Source organism: Gammaproteobacteria bacterium (genome assembly GCA_015709635.1).
GTDB lineage: Bacteria > Pseudomonadota > Gammaproteobacteria > Burkholderiales > Nitrosomonadaceae > Nitrosomonas.
The window spans coordinates 1,582,982-1,603,729 of sequence record CP054180.1 but is presented as its reverse complement, the minus strand read 5'-3'; the positions used below and the strand labels follow the sequence as shown (position 1 = coordinate 1,603,729).

General features: G+C 50.2%; 19 protein-coding genes and 1 pseudogene. 7 read left to right on the top strand and 13 right to left on the bottom strand.

The window, feature by feature from the left end; translation table 11 throughout:
* Positions 1-51: 51 nt before the first annotated feature.
* The 3 genes from HRU78_07435 to HRU78_07425 all read left to right on the top strand — a co-directional run bounded on the left by HRU78_07435 (position 52) and on the right by HRU78_07425 (position 4,314).
* Positions 52-2,043 (top strand): DUF3501 family protein, encoded by a 1,992-nt coding sequence (locus HRU78_07435; protein QOJ23499.1) that lies wholly within the window; start codon positions 52-54, stop codon positions 2,041-2,043.
* Positions 2,044-2,045: 2 nt separating this feature from the next.
* Positions 2,046-2,558, top strand: coding sequence for a CNP1-like family protein (locus HRU78_07430; GenBank protein QOJ24964.1), 513 nt, complete (start codon positions 2,046-2,048; stop codon positions 2,556-2,558).
* 379 nt (positions 2,559-2,937) lie between these two features.
* Complete coding sequence (locus HRU78_07425; GenBank protein QOJ23498.1) at positions 2,938-4,314, top strand: ammonium transporter; 1,377 nt, start codon at positions 2,938-2,940, stop codon at positions 4,312-4,314.
* A gap of 213 nt (positions 4,315-4,527) precedes the next feature.
* On the opposite strand, the gene HRU78_07420 is transcribed toward HRU78_07425, so the two are convergent.
* Positions 4,528-4,905, bottom strand: coding sequence for a helix-turn-helix transcriptional regulator (locus HRU78_07420; GenBank protein ID QOJ24963.1), 378 nt, complete (start codon positions 4,903-4,905; stop codon positions 4,528-4,530).
* A 157-nt stretch (positions 4,906-5,062) separates the two neighbouring features.
* On the opposite strand from HRU78_07420, the gene HRU78_07415 reads away from it, so the two are divergent.
* Both HRU78_07415 and HRU78_07410 read left to right on the top strand, forming a co-directional pair.
* Positions 5,063-5,773, top strand: a complete 711-nt coding sequence (locus HRU78_07415) for a glutathione S-transferase family protein (protein QOJ23497.1) — start codon at positions 5,063-5,065, stop codon at positions 5,771-5,773.
* Positions 5,774-6,085: 312 nt separating this feature from the next.
* Complete coding sequence (locus tag HRU78_07410) at positions 6,086-6,688, top strand: PEP-CTERM sorting domain-containing protein (GenBank protein QOJ23496.1); 603 nt, start codon at positions 6,086-6,088, stop codon at positions 6,686-6,688.
* Between the two features lie 49 nt (positions 6,689-6,737).
* On the opposite strand, the gene hrpA is transcribed toward HRU78_07410, so the two are convergent.
* Complete coding sequence (gene hrpA / locus HRU78_07405) at positions 6,738-10,499, bottom strand: ATP-dependent RNA helicase HrpA (protein QOJ23495.1); 3,762 nt, start codon at positions 10,497-10,499, stop codon at positions 6,738-6,740.
* A 318-nt stretch (positions 10,500-10,817) separates the two neighbouring features.
* On the opposite strand from hrpA, the gene HRU78_07400 reads away from it, so the two are divergent.
* Positions 10,818-11,480 (top strand): hypothetical protein, encoded by a 663-nt coding sequence (locus tag HRU78_07400; protein ID QOJ23494.1) that lies wholly within the window; start codon positions 10,818-10,820, stop codon positions 11,478-11,480.
* A 251-nt stretch (positions 11,481-11,731) separates the two neighbouring features.
* On the opposite strand, the gene HRU78_07395 is transcribed toward HRU78_07400, so the two are convergent.
* From HRU78_07395 to HRU78_07345, 11 genes and pseudogenes are all read right to left on the bottom strand, one after another.
* The gene (locus tag HRU78_07395; protein ID QOJ23493.1) at positions 11,732-12,925 is read right to left on the bottom strand and encodes an ATP-binding protein; all 1,194 of its coding nucleotides are present in this window, start codon (positions 12,923-12,925) and stop codon (positions 11,732-11,734) included.
* Between the two features lie 104 nt (positions 12,926-13,029).
* Positions 13,030-13,245 (bottom strand): annotated as a pseudogene (locus HRU78_07390) (glutathione S-transferase C-terminal domain-containing protein).
* A gap of 162 nt (positions 13,246-13,407) precedes the next feature.
* Positions 13,408-14,196 (bottom strand): co-chaperone DjlA, encoded by a 789-nt coding sequence (djlA, locus tag HRU78_07385; protein ID QOJ23492.1) that lies wholly within the window; start codon positions 14,194-14,196, stop codon positions 13,408-13,410.
* A 92-nt stretch (positions 14,197-14,288) separates the two neighbouring features.
* Positions 14,289-14,531 (bottom strand): BolA/IbaG family iron-sulfur metabolism protein, encoded by a 243-nt coding sequence (locus tag HRU78_07380; protein QOJ23491.1) that lies wholly within the window; start codon positions 14,529-14,531, stop codon positions 14,289-14,291.
* Between the two features lie 46 nt (positions 14,532-14,577).
* Positions 14,578-15,333, bottom strand: coding sequence for an ABC transporter permease (locus HRU78_07375; GenBank protein ID QOJ23490.1), 756 nt, complete (start codon positions 15,331-15,333; stop codon positions 14,578-14,580).
* Positions 15,330-16,247, bottom strand: a complete 918-nt coding sequence (locus HRU78_07370; GenBank protein QOJ23489.1) for an ABC transporter ATP-binding protein — start codon at positions 16,245-16,247, stop codon at positions 15,330-15,332. The genes HRU78_07375 and HRU78_07370 overlap by 4 nt, the downstream gene beginning before the upstream one ends.
* A gap of 46 nt (positions 16,248-16,293) precedes the next feature.
* The gene (locus tag HRU78_07365) at positions 16,294-16,605 is read right to left on the bottom strand and encodes an STAS domain-containing protein (GenBank protein ID QOJ23488.1); all 312 of its coding nucleotides are present in this window, start codon (positions 16,603-16,605) and stop codon (positions 16,294-16,296) included.
* 33 nt (positions 16,606-16,638) lie between these two features.
* The gene (locus HRU78_07360) at positions 16,639-17,259 is read right to left on the bottom strand and encodes an ABC transporter substrate-binding protein (protein ID QOJ23487.1); all 621 of its coding nucleotides are present in this window, start codon (positions 17,257-17,259) and stop codon (positions 16,639-16,641) included.
* A gap of 76 nt (positions 17,260-17,335) precedes the next feature.
* Entirely contained in the window at positions 17,336-17,803 is a 468-nt protein-coding gene (gene mlaD / locus HRU78_07355) for an outer membrane lipid asymmetry maintenance protein MlaD (protein QOJ23486.1), read from the bottom strand.
* Positions 17,803-18,600 (bottom strand): lipid asymmetry maintenance ABC transporter permease subunit MlaE, encoded by a 798-nt coding sequence (gene mlaE, locus HRU78_07350; protein ID QOJ23485.1) that lies wholly within the window; start codon positions 18,598-18,600, stop codon positions 17,803-17,805. The genes mlaD and mlaE overlap by 1 nt, the downstream gene beginning before the upstream one ends.
* Positions 18,593-19,405: an ABC transporter ATP-binding protein gene (locus HRU78_07345; GenBank protein QOJ23484.1), complete on the bottom strand. Its 813-nt coding sequence runs from the start codon at positions 19,403-19,405 to the stop codon at positions 18,593-18,595. Before HRU78_07345 ends, mlaE begins: the two co-directional genes overlap by 8 nt.
* A gap of 503 nt (positions 19,406-19,908) precedes the next feature.
* Between HRU78_07345 and HRU78_07340 the strand changes: the two genes are divergently transcribed.
* Positions 19,909-20,745, top strand: a complete 837-nt coding sequence (locus HRU78_07340) for a thermonuclease family protein (protein QOJ23483.1) — start codon at positions 19,909-19,911, stop codon at positions 20,743-20,745.
* Positions 20,746-20,748: the final 3 nt, after the last annotated feature.

Below are 20,748 nucleotides of genomic sequence, written 5' to 3'. Positions count from 1 at the left end.
GGTTAAATCCCGCAGTAACTCATCCAAAAATCACTACACAGATATTCCGCCATGGCTACTCGTGAAGGCAGTCTTGAAGCACCGAAACGTCATCCCATCGACTGGAAAAATCCGGATTTTTATGATGCAACCCGTTTAAATCAGGAGATGGAGCGGGTTTTCGACATTTGCCACGGTTGCCGCCGCTGCGTCAATCTTTGCACAGCGTTTCCGCGCTTGTTCGATTTGATCGATGACAGCGCGAGCGGCGAATTGGACGGCGTCAATAAGCAACAATTTTGGGAAGTCGTCGATCGTTGTTATTTGTGCGACATGTGCTTCATGACCAAATGTCCTTATGTGCCGCCGCACGAATGGAATATCGACTTTCCGCATTTGATGCTGCGCGCCAAAGCGGTCAAATATAACAACCAGGGCGCCGGTTTCCGCGACAAATTGCTCTCCAGCACGGATTTGATGGGCAAACTGGCGACGATTCCCGTGGTGGTTCAAACCGTCAATGCCATGAACAATACCCCGGCTGTCCGTAAGATCATGGATAGCGCGCTGGGAATTCATGCCGAACGTAAATTGCCGGAATATGCGGCAGACAAATTCCGCCCAAACGCCAAACTCAATGATTCCTTTCCGGTAAAAAACGGTGCGCGCACGCCCGGCAAAGCAGCCATTTATGCAACTTGCTATATCAATTACAACGAACCCGGCATCGGCCATGACTTGCTGAAGATTCTGGAACACAACGAAATTCCCGCCCGCTTGGTGGAAAAGGAAGCCTGCTGCGGCATGCCGAAACTGGAATTGGGTGACTTGCAAGCGGTGGAAAAACTGAAAAACGAAAATATCCCGCACTTGCTGAAACTGGCGCAAGAAGGGTATGCCATTTTATCCGCGGTTCCCTCCTGCACACTGATGTACAAACAGGAGCTACCGCTGATGTTTCCGGATGATGCAGCGGTTCAGGCCGTTGCCGCCGCCATGTTTGACCCATTTGAATATCTGGTGCTGAGAAATCAGGATAATTTGCTCAAAACGGATTTCAAGCAACCGCTAGGCAATGTGGCTTACCATATCCCCTGCCATCAGCGTGTGCAGAACGTCGGCAAGAAGACCCGGGACATCTTGCAACTGATACCGGATACCACGATTAACACCGTGGAGCGCTGCTCCGGTCATGACGGCACCTGGGGAGTGAAAAGCGAGCATTTCGCCGACTCGATGAAAATCGGCCGCCCGGTCTTCAAGCAAATGGCTGCTTCCGATCCGGACTATATCAGTTCGGATTGCGCGATCGCTGCGCGTCATATCGAGCAAGGCATCGGCACCAGCAAAGCGCAAAAACTGCATCCACTGACGCTGTTGCGCATGGCCTATGGCACCGACTCAAAACAAGAATCAAAATCCGATTCCAGTGAATCAATTGATCAAACCACTCCAGCAGGTGAAAAACAAATGACAACCGCAGTCACTCGTGAAAGCTTATTGACGTTGGAAGCTTATGCCAAAGTGCGCAACGATTTCCGTGCGCAGGTCATGGCGCATAAAAAAACGCGCAAAGTCTCGCTGGGAGAAAATATCACGCTGATATTTGAGGATGCTTTGACCGTTCGCTATCAAATCCAGGAAATGCTACGCGTTGAACGCATTTTCCAGGAAGAGGAAATCATGCATGAGCTTGAAACGTATACCCCTTTGATTCCGAATGGGAAAAATTGGAAAGCCACGATGATGATTGAATACTCCGACCCCGCCGTGCGTGCGGAAAAATTAGCTGCACTGATCGGCATCGAAGACAAGATTTGGGTCAGAATCGCCGGATACGAACCGGTCTTTGCTATTGCCGATGAAGATCTGGAGCGGGAAAACAGCGAAAAAACATCATCGGTGCATTTCCTGCGTTTTGAACTCACAGCGGAAATGATTCAGGCGCTGCGTCAAGGTGACATGCTCAGCATGGGAGTCGATCACCCGGCTTATCACGCATTGGTTGACGCCATTGCTGGCGATGTCCGCGCTTCGCTAATGAGCGATTTGACCTCGGCATGACACTGCGACGCCTATTGATCCTTTTGATTTGCACAGCGCTTTTGCCTGCTTGCGCGAATCCACCCTTCAAGGATGAATTCGAAAGCGACAAACCTTGGATCGAGCAAATGACGCAGCTTCCCGCTTACCCGGAAGTGAAGAATCTGTTGGCATTTGACGCCGGTGCGGTAACCAGCAATCAATATCTGGTTGATACAACCTCCATCAAAATCGGTCAGGATGATGTCATCCGCTTTACGCTGGTGGTCAAATCATCATCGGGTGCGATGAATGTCAGCTATGAGGGTATCCGTTGCGCCACCAGCGAGAGAAAGCTCTACGCGCTCGGGCGCGACGATAAAACCTGGGTACAGCCTCGCATATCGGAGTGGCAAAAACTTGATATAGTGCGGCAATTCTATGCGCAACGTGAACTCGCCAAAAATATTTTTTGCCCCCATCAGCAAATCGTCGGCAGTACCGAAGAAGCCATTCAAGCATTGAAAGCCGGCATGCACCGCAGCATTTTCCGCTAAAAGAAAATGTATTGTAGTTGTCAGGATTAAGTGTTGCCTTAGGAAACGCTGATTAATTCGGCGGACGAGATGGAGCACGAGGCGCACGGAACGCAGCAACCGAGACCTATCAACAAGATAGGCGAGGGAGCGAGTACCGCGCAACGAAGTGATTCGCTCGTATAGTCAATTAATCAGCGTTTCCCTTACAAATACTGTTGTTCCACCTTCGCTTATAAATCCATACGCATTAGCATTAGAAATCAAAAATTTATTTTTCCCTATTGTTTTGATGGGAATTAAAGCTCACACTCCGCGTGGGGATAAATCATATTCCATCCCCTCCTCTGGATCTCGTCGAGGATTAACCCGAAAAATCACTAGAATAAGGAAGAATCACATGAAAAAAAGCTTTAGCAAGATATTGCCGGGAGCAATGAGTCTGTTTCTCCTCAGTTTCAGTAGCTGGGTATATGCAGAAGCCGCACCGCCCCTAAGCGAAGCACGCACGGTCGCGCAATATAATTACATCATCCATATCCTCGCCATGCTGCTGGTCGGTTTCGGCTTTTTAATGGTTTTTGTACGCCGTTATGGATTCGGTGCTGTAACGGGCACTTATTTGGTTGTCGCCGTCGGTTTGCCTTTATATATATTATTCCGCGCCAATGGTATTTTCGGCCATCAACTGTCACCTCACACATTAGATGCATTGCTGTATGCCGAGTTATCGGTTGCCGCCGCATTGATCGCAATGGGTGCCGTGCTGGGACGTTTGCGCGTTTTTCAATACGCTTTGCTGGCTTTATTGGTCGTCCCGCTTTATCTAGTCAATGAATGGCTGGTGCTTGATGATGCCATCGGTTATACCACCGGCTTTCAGGATACCGCCGGATCGATCGTCATCCATGCATTCGGCGCTTATTTCGGATTAAGCATGTCACTGGTACTGACTACAGCCTATCAGCGCAGTCAACCGATCGAATCGGATCACACGTCGGACCGTTTCGCGATGCTGGGATCCATGGTGCTTTGGTTGTTCTGGCCGAGTTTCGCGACCGCCCTAGTGCCGTTGGAAAATATGCCGCAAACCGTAGCCAATACATTATTAGCACTTTGCGGCGCAACCATCGCCACGTACTTCCTCAGTACAAAATTGCATGGAGGTAAAACATCCATGGTGGATATGGCAAATGCCGCACTGGCCGGTGGTGTCGCCATCGGCTCGGTGTGTAACATTGTCTCGCCTACGGGTGCTTTCGGCATCGGTTTGCTGGCCGGTACCGTTTCCGTTCTGGGGTATGTTTTCCTGCAACCCATGCTCGAATCCCGATTCAAGCTGGTCGATACCTGCGGTGTGCATAACCTGCACGGAATGCCGGGATTATTGGGTGGATTGAGTGCTTTTTTTGTCGTGCCGGATGTCGCCATCGCACAATTTAACGGCATTGCAATCACCTTGATCATCGCAATTCCTGGCGGACTGCTTGCCGGTGCCATTATCAAAGCAACGGGAACCACGCGTGAACCGTACGAGGATAGTGTCGAATTTACCCATCTGGCCGGACCTGAGACTGAGAATTTGCCGGAACGACTGGAAACTCGGGTAGAAACTTTGGAGAGTCATGCCTTGGCCGCTAAACCGCAAATTCCGGTCGAATCATCCGAAACAAAAATACTGATCGCAAGACTGGAATCCCGCATTCAGATTCTGGAGAGCAAAGTTGCAGCAGCACACACTCAAAGCACCATCGATAAACCGGAGCCTCAGATTTAATCTGCTTCCATCACGACCCTGCCATACGTGGCGGGGTTTTTTATCGATTGATCATTATCAATCGGACTAAGGAAACGCTGATTAATTGGCTATACGAGCGAATCACTTCGTTGCGCGGTACTCACTCCCTCGCCTATCTTGTTGATATGTCTCGGTTGCTGCACTCCATGCGCCTCGTGCTTCATCTCGTCCGCCGAATTAATCAGCGTTTCCCTAAGTCTCCTGCTTATTTTCCCTGCCAGCGGCAGAGTGACGCTCATACGACTTGAAAACTTTTGTACCCGGATAATAGGTCATTCCCCATTTAACCAAAGCTTCCAATACCGGCCGCAGATCCTCCCCTTTCCGGGTCAATGCGTATTCATAGCGTGCCGGCTTTTGCTGGTAGGCGTGCTGCACGATAATTCCCGCAGCATCCAATTTCTTTAACCGGTCCGCCAATATATTGGTGGCGATTTGTTCCGGAGAGGCGAGAAATTCCTGGTAGCGTTTTTTACCCAATAATAAATCCCGGATAATCAGCAATGTCCATTTATCGCCCAAAAGATCGAGCGCGCAGGCGACCGGACAGCACGATCGCTCAAAGTCTATTTTTTCCGAATCTTCCGCCACTGATTAACATCCTTATCTTCAAAATCACAACACGGCCCTAATGTATCGCAGTAACTTGCAATTTACAAGTTCATAAGGTAGAGTGACTTGTGAACTGCAAGTGATTATTCCAATCCATCAGAGGAGAATACGCAACATGCTGAAATTGTATCAATTTGAGCGTACTTGGGGCATCCCCAATTTGAGCCCTTTCTGTTGCAAGGTCGAAACCTATTTGCGCATGGCCGGTATCGAGCACGACATTAAGCCCGCGTTGCCCATGGGCGCGCCGAAAGGGAAATTGCCTTATATCAGCGATAATGATAAAGCGCTCGGCGACTCGCGTTTCATCATCGAATATCTGAAATCCACTTATCACGATTTGGATAGTGGATTGACCACGGAGGAATTGGCCCTGTCGACCGCTTTGCAGCGTTTGCTGGAAGAGCATTTATTTTGGGTCGCGCTGTATTCCCGCTGGCAATATACCGATGAAAATTGGCAAATCAATAAAAAAGCCATCTTCAGTCCATTACCGCCAATAATCCGGGATATTTTTGCCAATCGTTGGCGCAAAAAGATTCAACGGCAAATTTATGGTCATGGTATGGGCAGACATCAAGCAGAAGAAATATTCGCATTGGGTAAGCAGGATATTGATGCATTGGCGGCATATCTCAACCACAAGCCGTATTTCTTGGGCGATCGTCCCACCGCATTGGATGCATCGGCTTTCGGGTTACTGATCAATATCAGCGGTTGCCCCATTGAATCCCCGCTTAAGGAATATGCATTAACCAAAGAAAATCTCACGGCCTATAACGAGCGAATTATGCAAGGCTTCTATCCGGATCTGCATGATTCGTGAAGTGGAGGACCATTTTATTAGCGATTTTGGCTGGTTGTCGACTGAATTAATAGTACAAATCACCCATTATCTAGTAGTAAAACAGGAGTGATGAACTATGGAATCAGTCAAGATCAGTAAGTTATAGTCTGGAAATCAGTGTATTATAGAATGTCACTGTGCAATTTCGACCGAACAGTCAAATTTCAGTCTAATAGTAAAGCAGGGATTCCAATCGAGAATCAAAATGAAGCAGTCAGGGAACCGATTGGATTACTATTGATTAGAAAGAGATTTGGCTACTTACTTATATAAACAAAACCAGAGAATATCATGACAAAGAATCTTTCAGTTGGACATTTTATCGCTGTTGCAGCTGTCGCTTTGACCGGATTGACACCGCTGCAATCAGCCCATGCTGCATCCGTCATCTATCAAGATCTCACCCCGACAGGCATACTGCCAAGCCCGAGCAGTATCACACGCAGCTTTGCTTCAGGCAGCGGTGCGGGTAATATCACTTTCGAAATTCAAGGTTATTTGAGTCTGGATGGTTCCAATTGCTGCACCGATACGTTCAGTTTCTATAGCGACAGCGATCTGTTGTTCCAAGGTACGTTTAATCTCGGCGGCGGCGGCACGGATATCGTATTCGCCAACCCGAATGGCGCAACCTTCTCTGCAATCAACTTCGGTTTCTATAACGGCGGATTGCTGAATGTTTCAATTCCGGTTAATTTCACCGCGGGTAACCATGTATTAACCTTTGATTACTCTGGTTCTTTCCAAGGGCTCGGAGATGAAGGCTGGGGATTGAACAACATTACGGTTGAAGGCGTAGCGGCTGTACCCGAACCTGAAACTTACGCCATGTTGCTGGCCGGTCTTGGTTTATTGGGTTTCACGGCAAGCCGCCGCAAAATTGCAACCGCTTAATCGTACAACGATCATTTTCATACCAACGGGAGCTGCGGCTCCCGTTTTTTTAGGGTTGCACGCTTTCCCACAATTTTTGCAAGCGCTTCACGGATACCGGGAACGGTGTTTTCAGCTCTTGCGCAAACAATGAAACACGCAATTCCTCGATCTGCCAGCGAAATTCTTCCAGATTTTCATCATGCAAACCGGCTTTCCGGTGCTTTTCCAGCCGCTGCACATAGTGCTGCCAAAACGGCGCCACTTCGGTGCTATTGCGCTGATCCCGCTCCGGGTTCGCGGCCAGTTTTTCCAGCCGCAACGTCATGCCTTTCAAATAGCGTGGCAACTGTTGCAAACGTGACCATCCGGTATCGCCGAGAAAGCCGCGATACAGCAAATGGTCGAGCTGCTCATTCAGTTCCGATTTCACCCGCTCGTTGCGAACTGTGGATAAGCGCGCAATCAGCGTTTGATAGTCGACACCGATCTGCTGCAGTAATTTCGCCAAGGCTGAGGATACTTCCGGCAAGCGGCTTCTGGCGCGCTGGCACTGCACGGCAAATTCAGTTTCTGAACGCGGCAGAGGATCGTCATGCAGTAATGCACGATCGATAATCGCATCCAGCATGTCTTGCTTCAAATCGCCCGGATTCATCCGGCTCGCCAGTTGCATACTCGCTTGTTTCAATCCGGGCAGATTCTTTTCCAGCTGTTTAATTTGATCTTTCAACATCAGGCACAACAACCGTCGCACGCCTGAGCGCATCGCACGATCCGCCGCTTCGCGGGTATCGAACAGACGGATCGCGACGCACTCGGTTTGATCGATCAACGCCGGATAACCGGTCAATGGCTGCCCATTGCGCATGAAGCCGGCTTCCGCCGGCAAGTCGCCGAAATCCCAGCTGGTGATTTGATCGCACTCGATGGCAATTTTTTCGTTGGCCGAACCGCGCTGTACAAACGATTGTTGCGCGGCTTGACCCAGTTGCCGCTGCAATCCGGCCAAATCGCGGCTCATCGCCAATTCCGCGCCGGCATCGTCGATCACGCGAATATTCATCAACAAATGCAGCGGTATCTCGCTGGTTTGCCAAATATCCGGCGGCACCGTCAGGATGGTTTTTCTGAGAATGAATTGCGCCAGCGCATCGGCCAACGGTATCGGATGCACGGCATTCGCATGGCTCAGCAGAAATTCCGTCACCGTTTCGGGCAATGGCACCAGCATGCGGCGGATTTGCTTCGGCAGCGCTTTCAAATACCAAGTAATCTTCTCGCGAATCAATCCCGGCACCAGATAGTCCAACTGCCGTGCTTCCAGCCGGTTCAGCAACGGCAACGGAACCGTCACGGTCACACCGTCGAGCACATGCCCAGGTTCAAAACGATACGTAAGCGCCAGTTCGCTGCCGTCCGGCAATGCCATCCGTTCCGGAAATTGCACCTCGGTGACATGCCCGGCTTCATGGCGCATCAGCAATTCGCGCTGCAAATACAGCAAGCGCGGATTCTGCTGCTCCGCTTGCTTGCGCCATTTTTCAAAAGCAGCGCCGTTGGTGATGTCGTGCGGAATGAGCGCATCGAAGAAAGCAAAAATTTCCTGCTCGTCGACCAGCACATCCTGCCGCCGTGTTTTATGCTCCAGTTCCTCGATTTCCTGAATCAATGCCTGGTTATGCAGAAAAAACGGCGCTTGCGTGACGAATTCCCCGGCGACCAATGCCGAGCGGATAAAAATCTCGCGCGCTTCCTTTGGATGGATCGGCCCATAATTGACCGGCCGCTTCGACACGATGACCAAGCCGTACAGCGTGACCTGCTCAAACGCGACGACTTGCGCACGTTTCTTTTCCCAATGCGGATCGAAATAATGCCGTTTGCATAAATTACCGGCGATCCGCTCCAGCCACTGCGGCTCGATTCTGGCCGCGCAACGGGCGTAGAGCTTGCTGGTTTCGACCAATTCCGCCGCGACCACCCACTTGGCTTTGCCCTTTTTCAGCACCGAACCGGGGAAAATCGCAAACTTGATGCTCCGTGCGCCGAGATATTCCCCTTCATTCTCGGTTTTAAAACCGATGTTACCGAGCAAACCGGGCAGCAGCGCGCGGTGAATCTCGTCGTACCCCGCCGGAATTTCATTCGGTTTGAAACCCAGTTCCGTCATCAGCACGTGCAATTGCCCATGAATCTCACGCCATTCACGCAACCGCCGGTACGACAGAAAATGCTCGCGGCATTGCGCCATCAGTTTCTTACCGGATTTTTTGTGTTTCAGCAGATCGTCAAAGAAATCCCACAGCTTCAAATACGCCATAAAATCCGAGCGTTCATCCTGGAAGCGGCGGTGCGCTTGGTCGGCAGCAGCTTGATGCTCAAACGGCCGGTCGCGCGGATCCTGCACGCTCAATGCCGATGCGATGATCAAAATTTCGTGCAGGCAATTTTCCTGTTTCGCCGCCAGAATCATGCGGGCGATACGCGGATCGATCGGAAACTTCGCCAGCCGCCAGCCGGTTGCAGTCAGCTGCCGGTTGTCGTCGACCGCGCCCAGTTCCGCCAGCAACTGATAACCGTCGGCGATCATGCGCGGCGACGGCGGCTCCAGAAACGGAAAATCTTCCACATCGCCGATTTTCAGCGACTTCATGCGTAAAATCACCGCCGCCAGCGATGAGCGCAAAATCTCCGGATCGGTAAATTCCGCCCTGCCCTGAAAATCCTGCTCGGAATAGAGACGAATGCACACGCCGTTCGCCACCCGGCCGCAGCGTCCCGCCCGCTGATTGGCCGATGCGCGCGAGATTTTTTCCACCAGCAATTGCTCGACCTTGTTGCGGTAACTGTAGCGGTTGATCCGCGCCAGACCGGTATCGATCACATAATGAATGCCCGGCACGGTCAACGACGTTTCCGCCACATTGGTCGCCAGCACAATACGGCGCGCACCATCCGGCTGAAAAACCCGCTCCTGCTCGGCGACCGACAAGCGGGCAAACAGCGGCAAGATTTCGATACTCGAATGAAAACGGTGAAACGAATGCTTGCGCAGGGTTTCGGCGGTTTCACGGATCTCGCGTTCGCCCGGCAAAAACACCAGAATATCGCCCGAACCCAGCGCCATCAACTCATCGGCCGCATGAATGATGGCTCGCTGCACATCACCGTCGCTATCGTCGTCCTCATCGGCCAACGGCGAACGATAATGGATCTCGACCGGATACAACCGCCCGCTCACCTCGATCACCGGCGCAGCGCTGAAATGGCGGGAAAAACGCTGCGCGTCGATGGTCGCCGATGTCACGATCACCTTCAAATCCGGCCGCTTGGGCAACAATTGCTTGAGGAAGCCAAGCAGAAAATCGATATTCAAACTGCGCTCGTGCGCCTCGTCGATGATCAACGTATCGTACGCCTGCAACAGCGGATCGCCCTGCGTCTCGGCCAGCAGAATGCCATCCGTCATCAGTTTGATGTAGCTGTCCGCGCCGATCTTGTCGGAAAAGCGCACCTTGTAACCCACCGCCTGCCCCAACGAACTATTCAACTCCGCAGCAATCCGCGCTGCCACCGTCCGCGCCGCAATCCGCCGCGGCTGCGTATGCCCGATCAAACCATGCACACCGCGTTTGAGTTCCAGGCAGATTTTAGGAATTTGCGTAGTTTTGCCCGAACCGGTTTCCCCGCAAATGATGACTACCTGGTGATGCTCGATGGCCTGCTTGATCTCCTCGCGGCGCAGATTGACCGGCAGCTCTTCCGCATACGTTGGGCGGGGAAGATGGGCAAGCCGTCGGGTGATGACTTCGGGGGAGAATTTTTTCATAGAGATATTAGTTTCAGTCTACATCAGCAGATCGCTGGATCATCAGATCAATTGATCTGATGTAGAGATTGCAGCAAGCAATTGCGTTCATTTTTGTGTAGTTAAACTATAATGATTGCAGAAATTCTTTCTCATACGAAATCCAGTAATTTTTAGCGAATGGTGATATCACATTCTTCTGAGCTATTCATTACCCTCAATCGTATAAAGCAAAATCATGCTGATAATCTATAAGGAACGTGATTTTACGACATTATCTAATAGACTATTAAACGAAATATCTTGCACTTTGCATTATGTATCAAGGAGAGATTACGCATGGAATTACTGAGTAAAATATTTGGCAAAAAGAAAGAGAATTCCGTGTCTGCGCCCTCTTCTAAGGAAGATGAAGTAAACATTCCGTCTGAAAAAGATATTTTTCAATCACCCACTTTGCTTGCTGAATGGGTAGAAAAATTTGTAATTCAATCATCCTCGATAGAGGATGATTTCAATATGGCGCCCGATGAAGCTGCTCGGAAAAGTCTCAATATAACCCACGAGCAGGTTGAACGACTCGCTCGTGAAGAAGGATTGCTTAGAGCTGTCGGCGCAAGCTTCTTAGTAAAACAGTATTATGATGATTCGTTTTATTTAAAATATTTTTCATCAATATATAAGGTCGTCGCTACTCACATGTATATTGATCCTCGTCCTGAAGATATTAGTGATACACGAAAGGCATTAGAAACATACGTAAATTCAATAGCAAACCCAGAAGATGAAGAGCTAAAAGAATTTCAAAAACTGTATCTTCATCGAATTTATGGCGACAATGACAACTTCTACAAATTAATGCTGGGTGGTATTGGTTCTCTTGCCATAAATACAAGTCTTAGCACATTCGAGGCAATGCGAGACGCATACTTTAAAGTGATCCAAGGCATGCCGTATGAAAGCGCCAAACTAATTAAGGAAGCTATGGATAAAACACGATAGGTTGGAGTGACGTTAGGAACTCCAACATTTTGCTCCAAAACCCGCAGCACATGCTGCCCCAGTAAATGGAAGTCCGTTAGCACGGTAGGTTGGAGTGACACTAGGAACTCCAACATTCACCGGAATCGAAGTTACCCCGCTTTAACCAGATACATTAAGTAAGCAGATCAGAAATTATTGCTACTCAAGAAAATTCTGAAGCATCGAGTTTATGCCGCCACCCAAAGGCGCATTTGCTGCAACAACATCCGCTAAATTGCATCATTTCTTTTTTCTTTCAGCATATCCATGAAATCATACAGGGCAATGGCTATAGTCTCTTGCTGCAACGGGAATCTATCCTTTCCGGCATAAATGACAAACTTTTTTTGCGGCTGGATATCTTCGCAAGCTTCATGAAATCCGCGCCCCAGGCTGAACGATATTCCTTTTTTAATTTCTATCGCCCATCGCTCATTCACGCCGAATTCCAAGATAAGATCAATCTCAGCTCCGCCCGCCGTTCGATAGTAATAGAGCCTGACGCGTGGCGGTAGAACAGAAGCTATATTTTCTATCACAAACCCTTCCCAGCTTTTTCCAACGACCGGATGTCCCAGCAGATCGTTATAAGAACCGATATTCAGCAGTGCATGCGTGACACCGCTATCGCGCACATAAATTCTGGGCGATTTGACCAGGCGCTTTTTGATATTAACCGTATAGGGTTGTATTTTACGGATTAGCAGCAGATCAACCAGAAGATCGATATAGCGCGCTACGGTTACGCTGGATACTTCAATATTGGCGGCGAGCTTGGCCGCATTGATATTGGTTCCCTGGCTATGCGCCAGCATGGTCCAGAATCTTCCTAAGGTTTCCGCTGGAATTCTAGGCCCTAATTGCGGAATGTCCCGTTCAAGGTAAGTTCTGATGAAATCATAACGCCAGTTTAAGCTGGTTTCATCATCGCCGGTCAACAGGCTATCCGGAAAACCGCCCTTCAGCCAGAGGTCATTGACGGCTTCGGATTGTTGAGCACTTTCTGCATATTCCACGACATTCACCGGAAACATCTCGATATAAGCAATACGTCCGGCCAGTGTTTCACTGGATTGTTGCAGAAGATCCATGGAGGCTGAGCCTAAAAACAGAAACTGACCTGCCTTATTACTTTTTCTGCGTTGTTGATCTATGAGTCCGCGGATCTGCGCAAAAATATCCGGTAACCGCTGCACCTCATCCAGAATAATCAGCTTGTCGCTGTTTGCTGCGTGAAAAGCTTCAATGTTCTGGGCTTTCTGCAGATCGAGCCGGTTTTCCAGATCAAGGTAAACCGAAGGAATGGTATCCGCAATATCAAGCGCAAGCGTTGTTTTGCCTACCTGACGTGGCCCCATCAGCGCCACAGACGAATGGGCTGCTAGAGCGGAGCGAATTTTATCTTCAAGAGATCGTTTTATCATCTATGTATTTATAACATCTAATATTATTTTTGCATAGTTATTGTTGTTGAATCTGTGGATGATAACGGTATTGTATGGGGCCTTAATGTTGTGACAGCTTGCAGTTACTCAGCTTCTTTCCGCATTACATGCTGAAATAATGCCGAACCAATCAACCGGTCCAGCCACGCAATCAGATGATGATAGCGAGAGGCATAAAACCAATCCGGACTGACATTGGAAAACTGCCGGATAAAAGGGAAGATGGCCATATCGGCCAGTGTATAGCGGCCACTCAGTAGATAAGCATCTTTGCTTAACCGCGCATTTAAGTCAGCTAGGGAAGCTGATTAATTCGGCGAACGAGATGAATCACGAGGCGCACGGAACACAGCAACCGAAACATATCAACAAGATAGGCGAAGGAGCGAGTACCGCGCAACGAAGCGATTCGCTCGTATAGTCAATTAATCAGCATTTCCTTAGCTCAGTAGCACGCGCAGCTAAGCGGTAGTACGCTTCTGCTCCCGGCTCTTCTTGATCAAATCGTAAGCGGTTTGCACTTCCTTGGCTTGTTCGGTCGCGACTGCGATCATGTCTTCCGGCACGCCCTGCCCCATCAGTTTGTCCGGGTGGTATTGGCTCATCAGTTTGCGGTAGGCGCGTTTGATTTCTTCATCGGTGCTGTCTTTACTGACGCCCAGCGCTTTGTAGGCATCGTCCAGCGCGTTCGCGGAACTCGTGCCGCCGGCGGCGAAATGCATTTGATTCATCACCATGTCGAGCAATTGCTCGAACGCCGCCGAGGGATAACCCAGGCGCCCGGCGATGTCGCGCAGCAATTCTTCTTCGGCGGAATTCAAATTGCCGTCGGATAATCCCATGATAATGAGATACACCAGCAACACCTGCCGCAGATTGCGGGAATGACCGCACACGGCAAGAAATTCGTTGAGCTGCGGATGAATATCGTAATCCGCAGAAGCGCCTTGTTTGAACAGCGCAATAGCTTTCAAGCGGTGTTCGCGCGTCATGCGCAGTTTCTGCATAAACTGCTCGACGTGCGACACTTCGCTTTCGGACACACGGCCGTCCGCTTTGGCCAGTTTTCCCATCAGAATAAAAACGGTTTCGAGAAAAACCGCCTGACGGCGCGCGGCGTTGAACGGATTGACTCCGCCCGGGCCATACGCCACTAGCCGGTCAACAAAGCTGCCAGCAATCAGGCCGAGAATCAGGCCGATAAAACCCAGTATCAGAAAACCGGAAAGCGCACCCAGTATTTTGAACACGGCAATTCCCGGTCAGCGATACGGCGAAAATAACAAACTGGCGGTTGAGCCGGTGCTCGTGCCAGAGCGGCTGTCAGCCGCGTAACCGGTCATCACGCTTGCTTCGCCCATTGTTCCGGCGTCAGCGTTTTCATCGATAGCGCGTGAATTTCCTGTTTCATCTTGTCGCCAAGCGATTTGTACACCATCTGATGCTGCTGCACGGTATTTTTGCCTTGAAATTGCGCACTGACGATCAGTGCCTGAAAATGGCGCCCGTCGTCGCCTTCCACTTGCACGTGCTCGCACGGCAATACCGATTCAATATAGGTTTTTACGTTTTCTGCTGTAAGCATTTCGATTCTCCTTCACGCATGATGGTCATGCAAAACAAATGTAATGTTAATGGCGCAATTTGTACCCGGTTTTAAGCATCCGGATGGTCAACATGGAAATGGCCACCAGGCATATTGCCACAATCAACAGGCTAAGATAAGGCGAAATATCCGATATGCCGAAGAAGCCGTAACGGAATCCGTCGATCATATAAAAAAACGGATTGAGGTGAGAAAAAAACTGCCAACCTGCGGGCAGCGAGTGAATGGTATAAAACACGCCGGATAAGAAAGTCAGCGGCAAAATGATAAAGTTCTGGAAAGCCGCCAGTTGATCGAATTTATCCGCCCAGATGCCGGCAATCAACCCCAATGCGCCCAGTATCGCGCTACCCAGCACGACAAAAAGCAGTGACCAGACCGGCAGCATCAGCGGGATATCGAAAAATACCAGCGTCACCAGATAAACACCCAGACCAACCAGCAGCCCGCGCACGATGGATGCAATGATATACGCGAAGAAGATGGCGTGATACGACAAGGGGGACAGCAGGATAAACACAATATTGCCGCTGATCTTCGACTGAATCATGCTGGATGAAGCGTTGGCAAAGGCATTCTGAATGATCGCCATCATCACCAGTCCGGGAATCAGGAATGAGGTGTACGCCACGCCCGGATACACTTGCACATGCGCTTCCAGCACATGATAAAAAATCAGCAAGTACAGCAGTGTGGAAATCATCGGCGCGACGATCGTCTGAAATCCGACTTTCCAGAAGCGCAGCAATTCTTTATACAGCAGTGTAAAAAATCCGGTCATTTTGTTCGATTACCGCTATTTCTCATCATACTGACAAAAACATCTTCCAGATCGGGTTGCTGCAAGTGCATTTCCAGGATTTGGATTTGCGCCGATCGCAAAGCCGACAGAATGGATTCGACTTGCGCGTAGCTGTCGATTCTCAATTCGACCATGCCGCTGTCATGACGGATCTGCAACGGCTGCAGCTCAGCCGGCAAGATATCCGGCTGCAAGCGCAACTGCAGCGATTTGCCCGCGCTCATGGCACCGATCAGATTTTGCGTGCTATCCAGTGCGACAATTTTTCCTTCCTTCAGCATCGCCACACGATTGCACAGGGTCTCCGCTTCCTCCAGATAATGCGTGGTCAGCACGATGGTGTGGCCATTGCGGTTCAACCGTTGAATAAAATCCCACAACGTCTGACGCAATTCCACGTCGACACCGGCAGTCGGTTCGTCCAGGATGATCACCGGCGGTTTGTGCACCAGCGCCTGCGCAACCAACACGCGGCGTTTCATGCCGCCGGATAACGCGCGCATGTTGGCGTCCGCTTTGTCGGTCAAATCCAGATGCTCGATGATTTCATCCACCCAGCGCACATTGTGCTTGATGCCGTAATAGCCCGATTGAATCAGCAGCACTTCGCGCACCGTGAAGAAAGGATCGAACACCAATTCCTGCGGCACCACGCCCAGATTGCTGCGCGCCTGTTGGTAGTGCGCGATGACATCGTGTCCCATCACGCGCACCGAACCGCTATCGGCCAGCGATAAGCCGGCAATGATGTTGATCAGCGTCGTTTTACCGGCACCATTCGGTCCCAGCAGCGCAAAAAACTCACCGGTGTGAATTTCCAGATCGATGCCGGACAAGGCGCGCACGTCACCAAAGCGTTTGGATACTTGCTTGACGGCAATGGCGGGCGACATCGGATGAATAAAATCAGAATCTTGAAAACAGCAACACTGCGCCTGCTCAGGAAGCGTTCTGCAGTGCGGTTTCGGATGCCGGGAGCGGAATGAGTTCCGTTACCCCGTATAATTGAATCAAGCTTTTAAGACTACCGGGCATATTGATAACGTGTAACACCTGATTGTTTTTTTGCGTTGCACGCAACCATTCCAGCAGCATACTGACGATCGTGGAATCAACCTCGGTTACTTTATCCAAATCAATAGTAAGCGGCCGATCGTCAAACAGTGCAATTCCTCGTTGCGTCAACATTACAACGTTATCGATCGTGACGGCGCCTTGCACAATCACGCTGTCGCCCTCACGAAAGATCATGCGAACCGGAGAATTCACTGCATTCGGCCGCTGTTATTTCTTACCTTCCAGGGATTTATTTTTGTCCTTCAGCGTTTTCAGCAACCCTTCAACGCCGCCTTTCCGCACCTGGCTGTTAAAGCTTCCGCGGTAATTGGTAACCAGACTGACTCCGGCGACGGTCACATCGTAAACTTTCCAGCCATCCGGCTTTTTCTCCATGCTGTAATCGATCGGCACGGGTTCCCTTCCCTTTCCCTGAACAACCACGGTGCGAACCGTTGTCTCGACGCTATCACCCAGTTGTTTGATCGGATTGACTTTGATCGTCTCGTGATTATACGTCGTCAATGCGTTGGAATAAGTGCGCACCAGCAAGGTACGGAATTCGTCGACCAATTTGGTTTGCTGTCCCGGTTCGGCTTTCGACCAATGTTGTCCCATCGCAAGCTGCGTCATGCGGGTAAAATTGAAGTGCGGCAGTATCTTAGTTTCGATCAGATGCAGCATTTTATCCTTATTGCCATTTTTCAATTCTTCATCTTTTTGAATGATCTCGATCACTTCCTTGACCGTTTTATCGACCAGCCGGTCGGGCGCCATCTCTACGGACCACGCAGGGAACGCCAGCAAGCTCGAGAACGTTAATATCATTACTCCAAGAATTTTTTTCATTGTTTCCTCACACTCATTTTATGTCGCAATTTGCAATACTAAACCAACAATCACACAATTAACAAATACCGTTCTCTTACTTGGAATCGTCTTCTGCCGCTTTATTGAACAAAAAACGTCCGATCAATTCTTCCAGAACCATGGCGGAATTGGTTTTCATGATTTTATCACCATCTTTTAGCATAACTTCATCCCCGCCCGCAGCCAATCCGATGTACTGCTCACCCAGCAAGCCCGACGTCAAAATACTGGCGAAGGTATCTTTAGGAAATAAATAGCGACTATCCATATTCATCGTCACAACCGCATCGTACGTTTGCGTACTGAACTGAATATCCGTGACGCGCCCGACGACGACACCCGCGCTTTTGACCGGCGCACGCACTTTCAGGCCGCCGATATTTTCAAAATTACCGCTAATGACATAGCTTTGAGAAGGATTATAGACATTGAGATTACCCACTTTCAGACTCAGGATCATGAGCGCAACAATCCCCATGACCACAAACAATCCCACCCACAAATCCATCGTTGTCCGCTGCATCAACTCACTCCTCTAAACATGAAAGCGGTCAAAATAAAATCCAGTCCCAGAATCACCAATGACGACGTGACCACGGTGCGCGTTGTGGCCCCCGATACGCCTTCCGCGGTCGGTGGCGCATCGTAACCTTCAAAAACGGCGATGGCGGTCACCGCGACACCGAAATAGCAACTTTTAATAAAACCGTTCATGATATCAAACCTGAAATCGACCGAATCTTGCATCTGCGACCAAAAGGATCCCTCATCCACACCGATGAAGACCACCGTCACGAGATAGCCGCCGAACACGCCCATCACGGAAAATATCGCCGCCAGCAACGGCATCGAAATCACGCCCGACCAGAAGCGCGGCGCAACCACGCGCGCCACCGGATCAACCGCCATCATACTCATCGCGGACAGTTGTTCGGTTGCCTTCATTAAACCGATCTCGGCGGTAATCGCCGAACCGGCGCGGCTGGCAAACAGCAGCGCCGCCACGACCGGCCCCAATTCACGCACCAGCGACAACGCCACCAGCGTGCCGACCGCGGATTCCGAGCCGTACTTCTGCAACGTTTCATAACCCTGCAGCCCCAGCACCATGCCGACAAAGAGCCCCGATACGACAATAATGATCAATGACAGAACGCCGGTGAAATACAGTTCCCGGATAACCAGATTGAAGCGGTGCAAGCTGGTACCGGATTTAAACAGCACCAGCAGGAAAAAGCGGCTGGCCACGCCCAAACGCCACACGCCATCGATCACGCGATGCCCGATATTCCGAATACCGGTTACGATCCGTTTAGGCACGCTTATTCTCCAGATTCAAATCTTCTTGATAGCTCTGCGCCGGATAATGAAACGGCACCGGCCCGTCTTCTTCGCCATGCACAAACTGATGCACAAAAGGCGCAACCGATGCCCGCACTTCTTGCGGCGTACCCTCGGCGGCAATCACCCCATCGGCAATAAAATAAACATAATCCACAATTTTGAGCGACTCTTGCACATCGTGGGTAACCACGATCGAGGTCATACCGAGCGCATCGGTCAAACGCCGGATCAGATTCCCGATCACGCTCAGCGAAATCGGATCCAGCCCGGTGAACGGCTCATCGTACATAATCAGCATCGGATCGAGCGCGATCGAGCGCGCCAAGGCGACGCGCCGCGCCATCCCGCCGGATAATTGATTGGGCATTAGCTGATGCGCGCCGCGTAAACCGACCGCGTGCAATTTCATCAGCACCAGATCACGAATCATCGATTCCGGCAGATTGGTATGCTCGCGCATCTGAAACGCCACATTGTCGAACACCGACAAATCGGTGAACAATGCACCAAACTGAAACAGCATACCCATCTTGCGGCGCAGTTTAAACAAGGCATCGCGATCCAGTTCATGCACCACCTGTCCGGCGAATTTGACGTAACCCGATGTCGGTTGAATGACGCCACCGATCAAGCGCAATAGCGTGGTTTTGCCCGAACCGCTACCCCCCATGATGGCGATCACCTTGCCGCGCTGCATCGTCATGTCGATGCCCTTCAAAATCGCGCGCGTATCGTAGGAAAAATTCAATCCGCTGATTTCAATCAAATGCTCGGATGTCATGATGCGCAATTCAATAAGAAAAGGGTAATTCCAGGAATGGTTGTCATTGAAACGTTTGGATCGGATACTGATTGTGCAATCTGTTTTGCAGCAGGTAAATTTTCATTCAATTTTATCAGCGCCAATTTTAATCCACTTTCTTGATGAATATTGCGCTATATTGGGGTTTCGCGGTTATTTTTGTGTTTTTGGAAACTTCCCTGGCAGTCGTATTTAATTTTTTAAACCTTCACAATCACCGGATGCTGCAAGAACGCAATGATCAATTGTCTTAACACTCACCCCGCCCGATGCACCTATTCGCAGCATTGCGCATACTATTTCCCCGGCTAGAAGCCTCACCCGGCACCGTCAAGGAGGCTCTGAAAAAGGTAGCGAGCGATGGCCAGGCAAGGCGAAATCAGGTGAAAAAGCGCAGTTTACAAGTGATAAATGAGCATTTTGAACCTGATTTCAACGCAGCATGGCCGAGCGTAGTAGTTTTTCAGAGCTTCCTTAGCGTTATGTTCCGCAGAAAACTGCTCTATCTGATCTGTTACCTGATTCTCTGTTTTGCTGCTTCACTATCGCTGGCGGGTGAGATTTATCGCAATGTCGATGAACGCGGCCGTGTCACTTATTCCGACACCCCGCAAACCGGTTCCCGGCAGATCCCGATCACCGGCCAGCCCAGCCGCCAATTATACCAAGTCGATCACGTATACGATGGAGACACCATCATATTGGAAAACGGCAAGCATATCCGGCTGCTGGGAATCAATACGCCGGAGATCGAGAGCCGTCTCCGTTCGGAAGAACCCGGCGGCACCGCTGCAAAAAAATGGTTACAAAATAAATTGCGGAATAAGCCGGTTTATCTGGAATTTGATCAGGTCAAGCGCGACAAATATAACCGCCTGCTAGCGCATGTATTCCTGTCCAATGGCGAACACGTGAATTTAGCGCTGCTGCAAAACGGCCTGGCTGCGGTCAGCATCATCCCGCCGAACGGCCGCTATAGCGACAAGCTCATTCAGGCGCAACAACAGGCCGAACAATCGGGATTGGGCATCTGGTCCATGCCGGAATACCAATCCCATCCAATCACCCAAATCGCCAATCACACCAAAGGCTGGCAACGATTCACCGGAACCCCGGTGGCAATTAGAAAAAGCCGCAAATACACCCGTCTGCTCTTCAACGACAAAATCGACATCCGCGTCGCCAACAGCAATCTCAAACTATTCCCCGATCTTGCAACCTACGTAGGAAAAAAACTGGAAATCCGCGGCTGGGTGGCGCGCAACAAAGATTCTTATACCCTGCTGATCCAGCACCCCAGCGCGCTGATCGTGCGCTAAGGT

Excerpts from the sequence above, each read along its gene's own strand:
- HRU78_07435 (QOJ23499.1), top strand. The coding sequence starts at position 52 with ATGGCTACTCGTGAAGGCAGTCTTGAAGCACCGAAACGTCATCCCATC.
- HRU78_07425 (QOJ23498.1), top strand. The coding sequence starts at position 2,938 with ATGAAAAAAAGCTTTAGCAAGATATTGCCGGGAGCAATGAGTCTGTTT.
- HRU78_07415 (QOJ23497.1), top strand. The coding sequence starts at position 5,063 with ATGCTGAAATTGTATCAATTTGAGCGTACTTGGGGCATCCCCAATTTG.
- HRU78_07410 (QOJ23496.1), top strand. The coding sequence starts at position 6,086 with ATGACAAAGAATCTTTCAGTTGGACATTTTATCGCTGTTGCAGCTGTC.
- hrpA (QOJ23495.1), bottom strand. The coding sequence starts at position 10,499 with ATGAAAAAATTCTCCCCCGAAGTCATCACCCGACGGCTTGCCCATCTT.
- HRU78_07400 (QOJ23494.1), top strand. The coding sequence starts at position 10,818 with ATGGAATTACTGAGTAAAATATTTGGCAAAAAGAAAGAGAATTCCGTG.
- HRU78_07395 (QOJ23493.1), bottom strand. The coding sequence starts at position 12,925 with ATGATAAAACGATCTCTTGAAGATAAAATTCGCTCCGCTCTAGCAGCC.
- HRU78_07380 (QOJ23491.1), bottom strand. The coding sequence starts at position 14,531 with ATGCTTACAGCAGAAAACGTAAAAACCTATATTGAATCGGTATTGCCG.
- HRU78_07375 (QOJ23490.1), bottom strand. The coding sequence starts at position 15,333 with ATGACCGGATTTTTTACACTGCTGTATAAAGAATTGCTGCGCTTCTGG.
- HRU78_07370 (QOJ23489.1), bottom strand. The coding sequence starts at position 16,247 with ATGTCGCCCGCCATTGCCGTCAAGCAAGTATCCAAACGCTTTGGTGAC.
- HRU78_07365 (QOJ23488.1), bottom strand. The coding sequence starts at position 16,605 with ATGATCTTTCGTGAGGGCGACAGCGTGATTGTGCAAGGCGCCGTCACG.
- HRU78_07360 (QOJ23487.1), bottom strand. The coding sequence starts at position 17,259 with ATGAAAAAAATTCTTGGAGTAATGATATTAACGTTCTCGAGCTTGCTG.
- mlaD (QOJ23486.1), bottom strand. The coding sequence starts at position 17,803 with ATGCAGCGGACAACGATGGATTTGTGGGTGGGATTGTTTGTGGTCATG.
- HRU78_07345 (QOJ23484.1), bottom strand. The coding sequence starts at position 19,405 with ATGACATCCGAGCATTTGATTGAAATCAGCGGATTGAATTTTTCCTAC.
- HRU78_07340 (QOJ23483.1), top strand. The coding sequence starts at position 19,909 with ATGTTCCGCAGAAAACTGCTCTATCTGATCTGTTACCTGATTCTCTGT.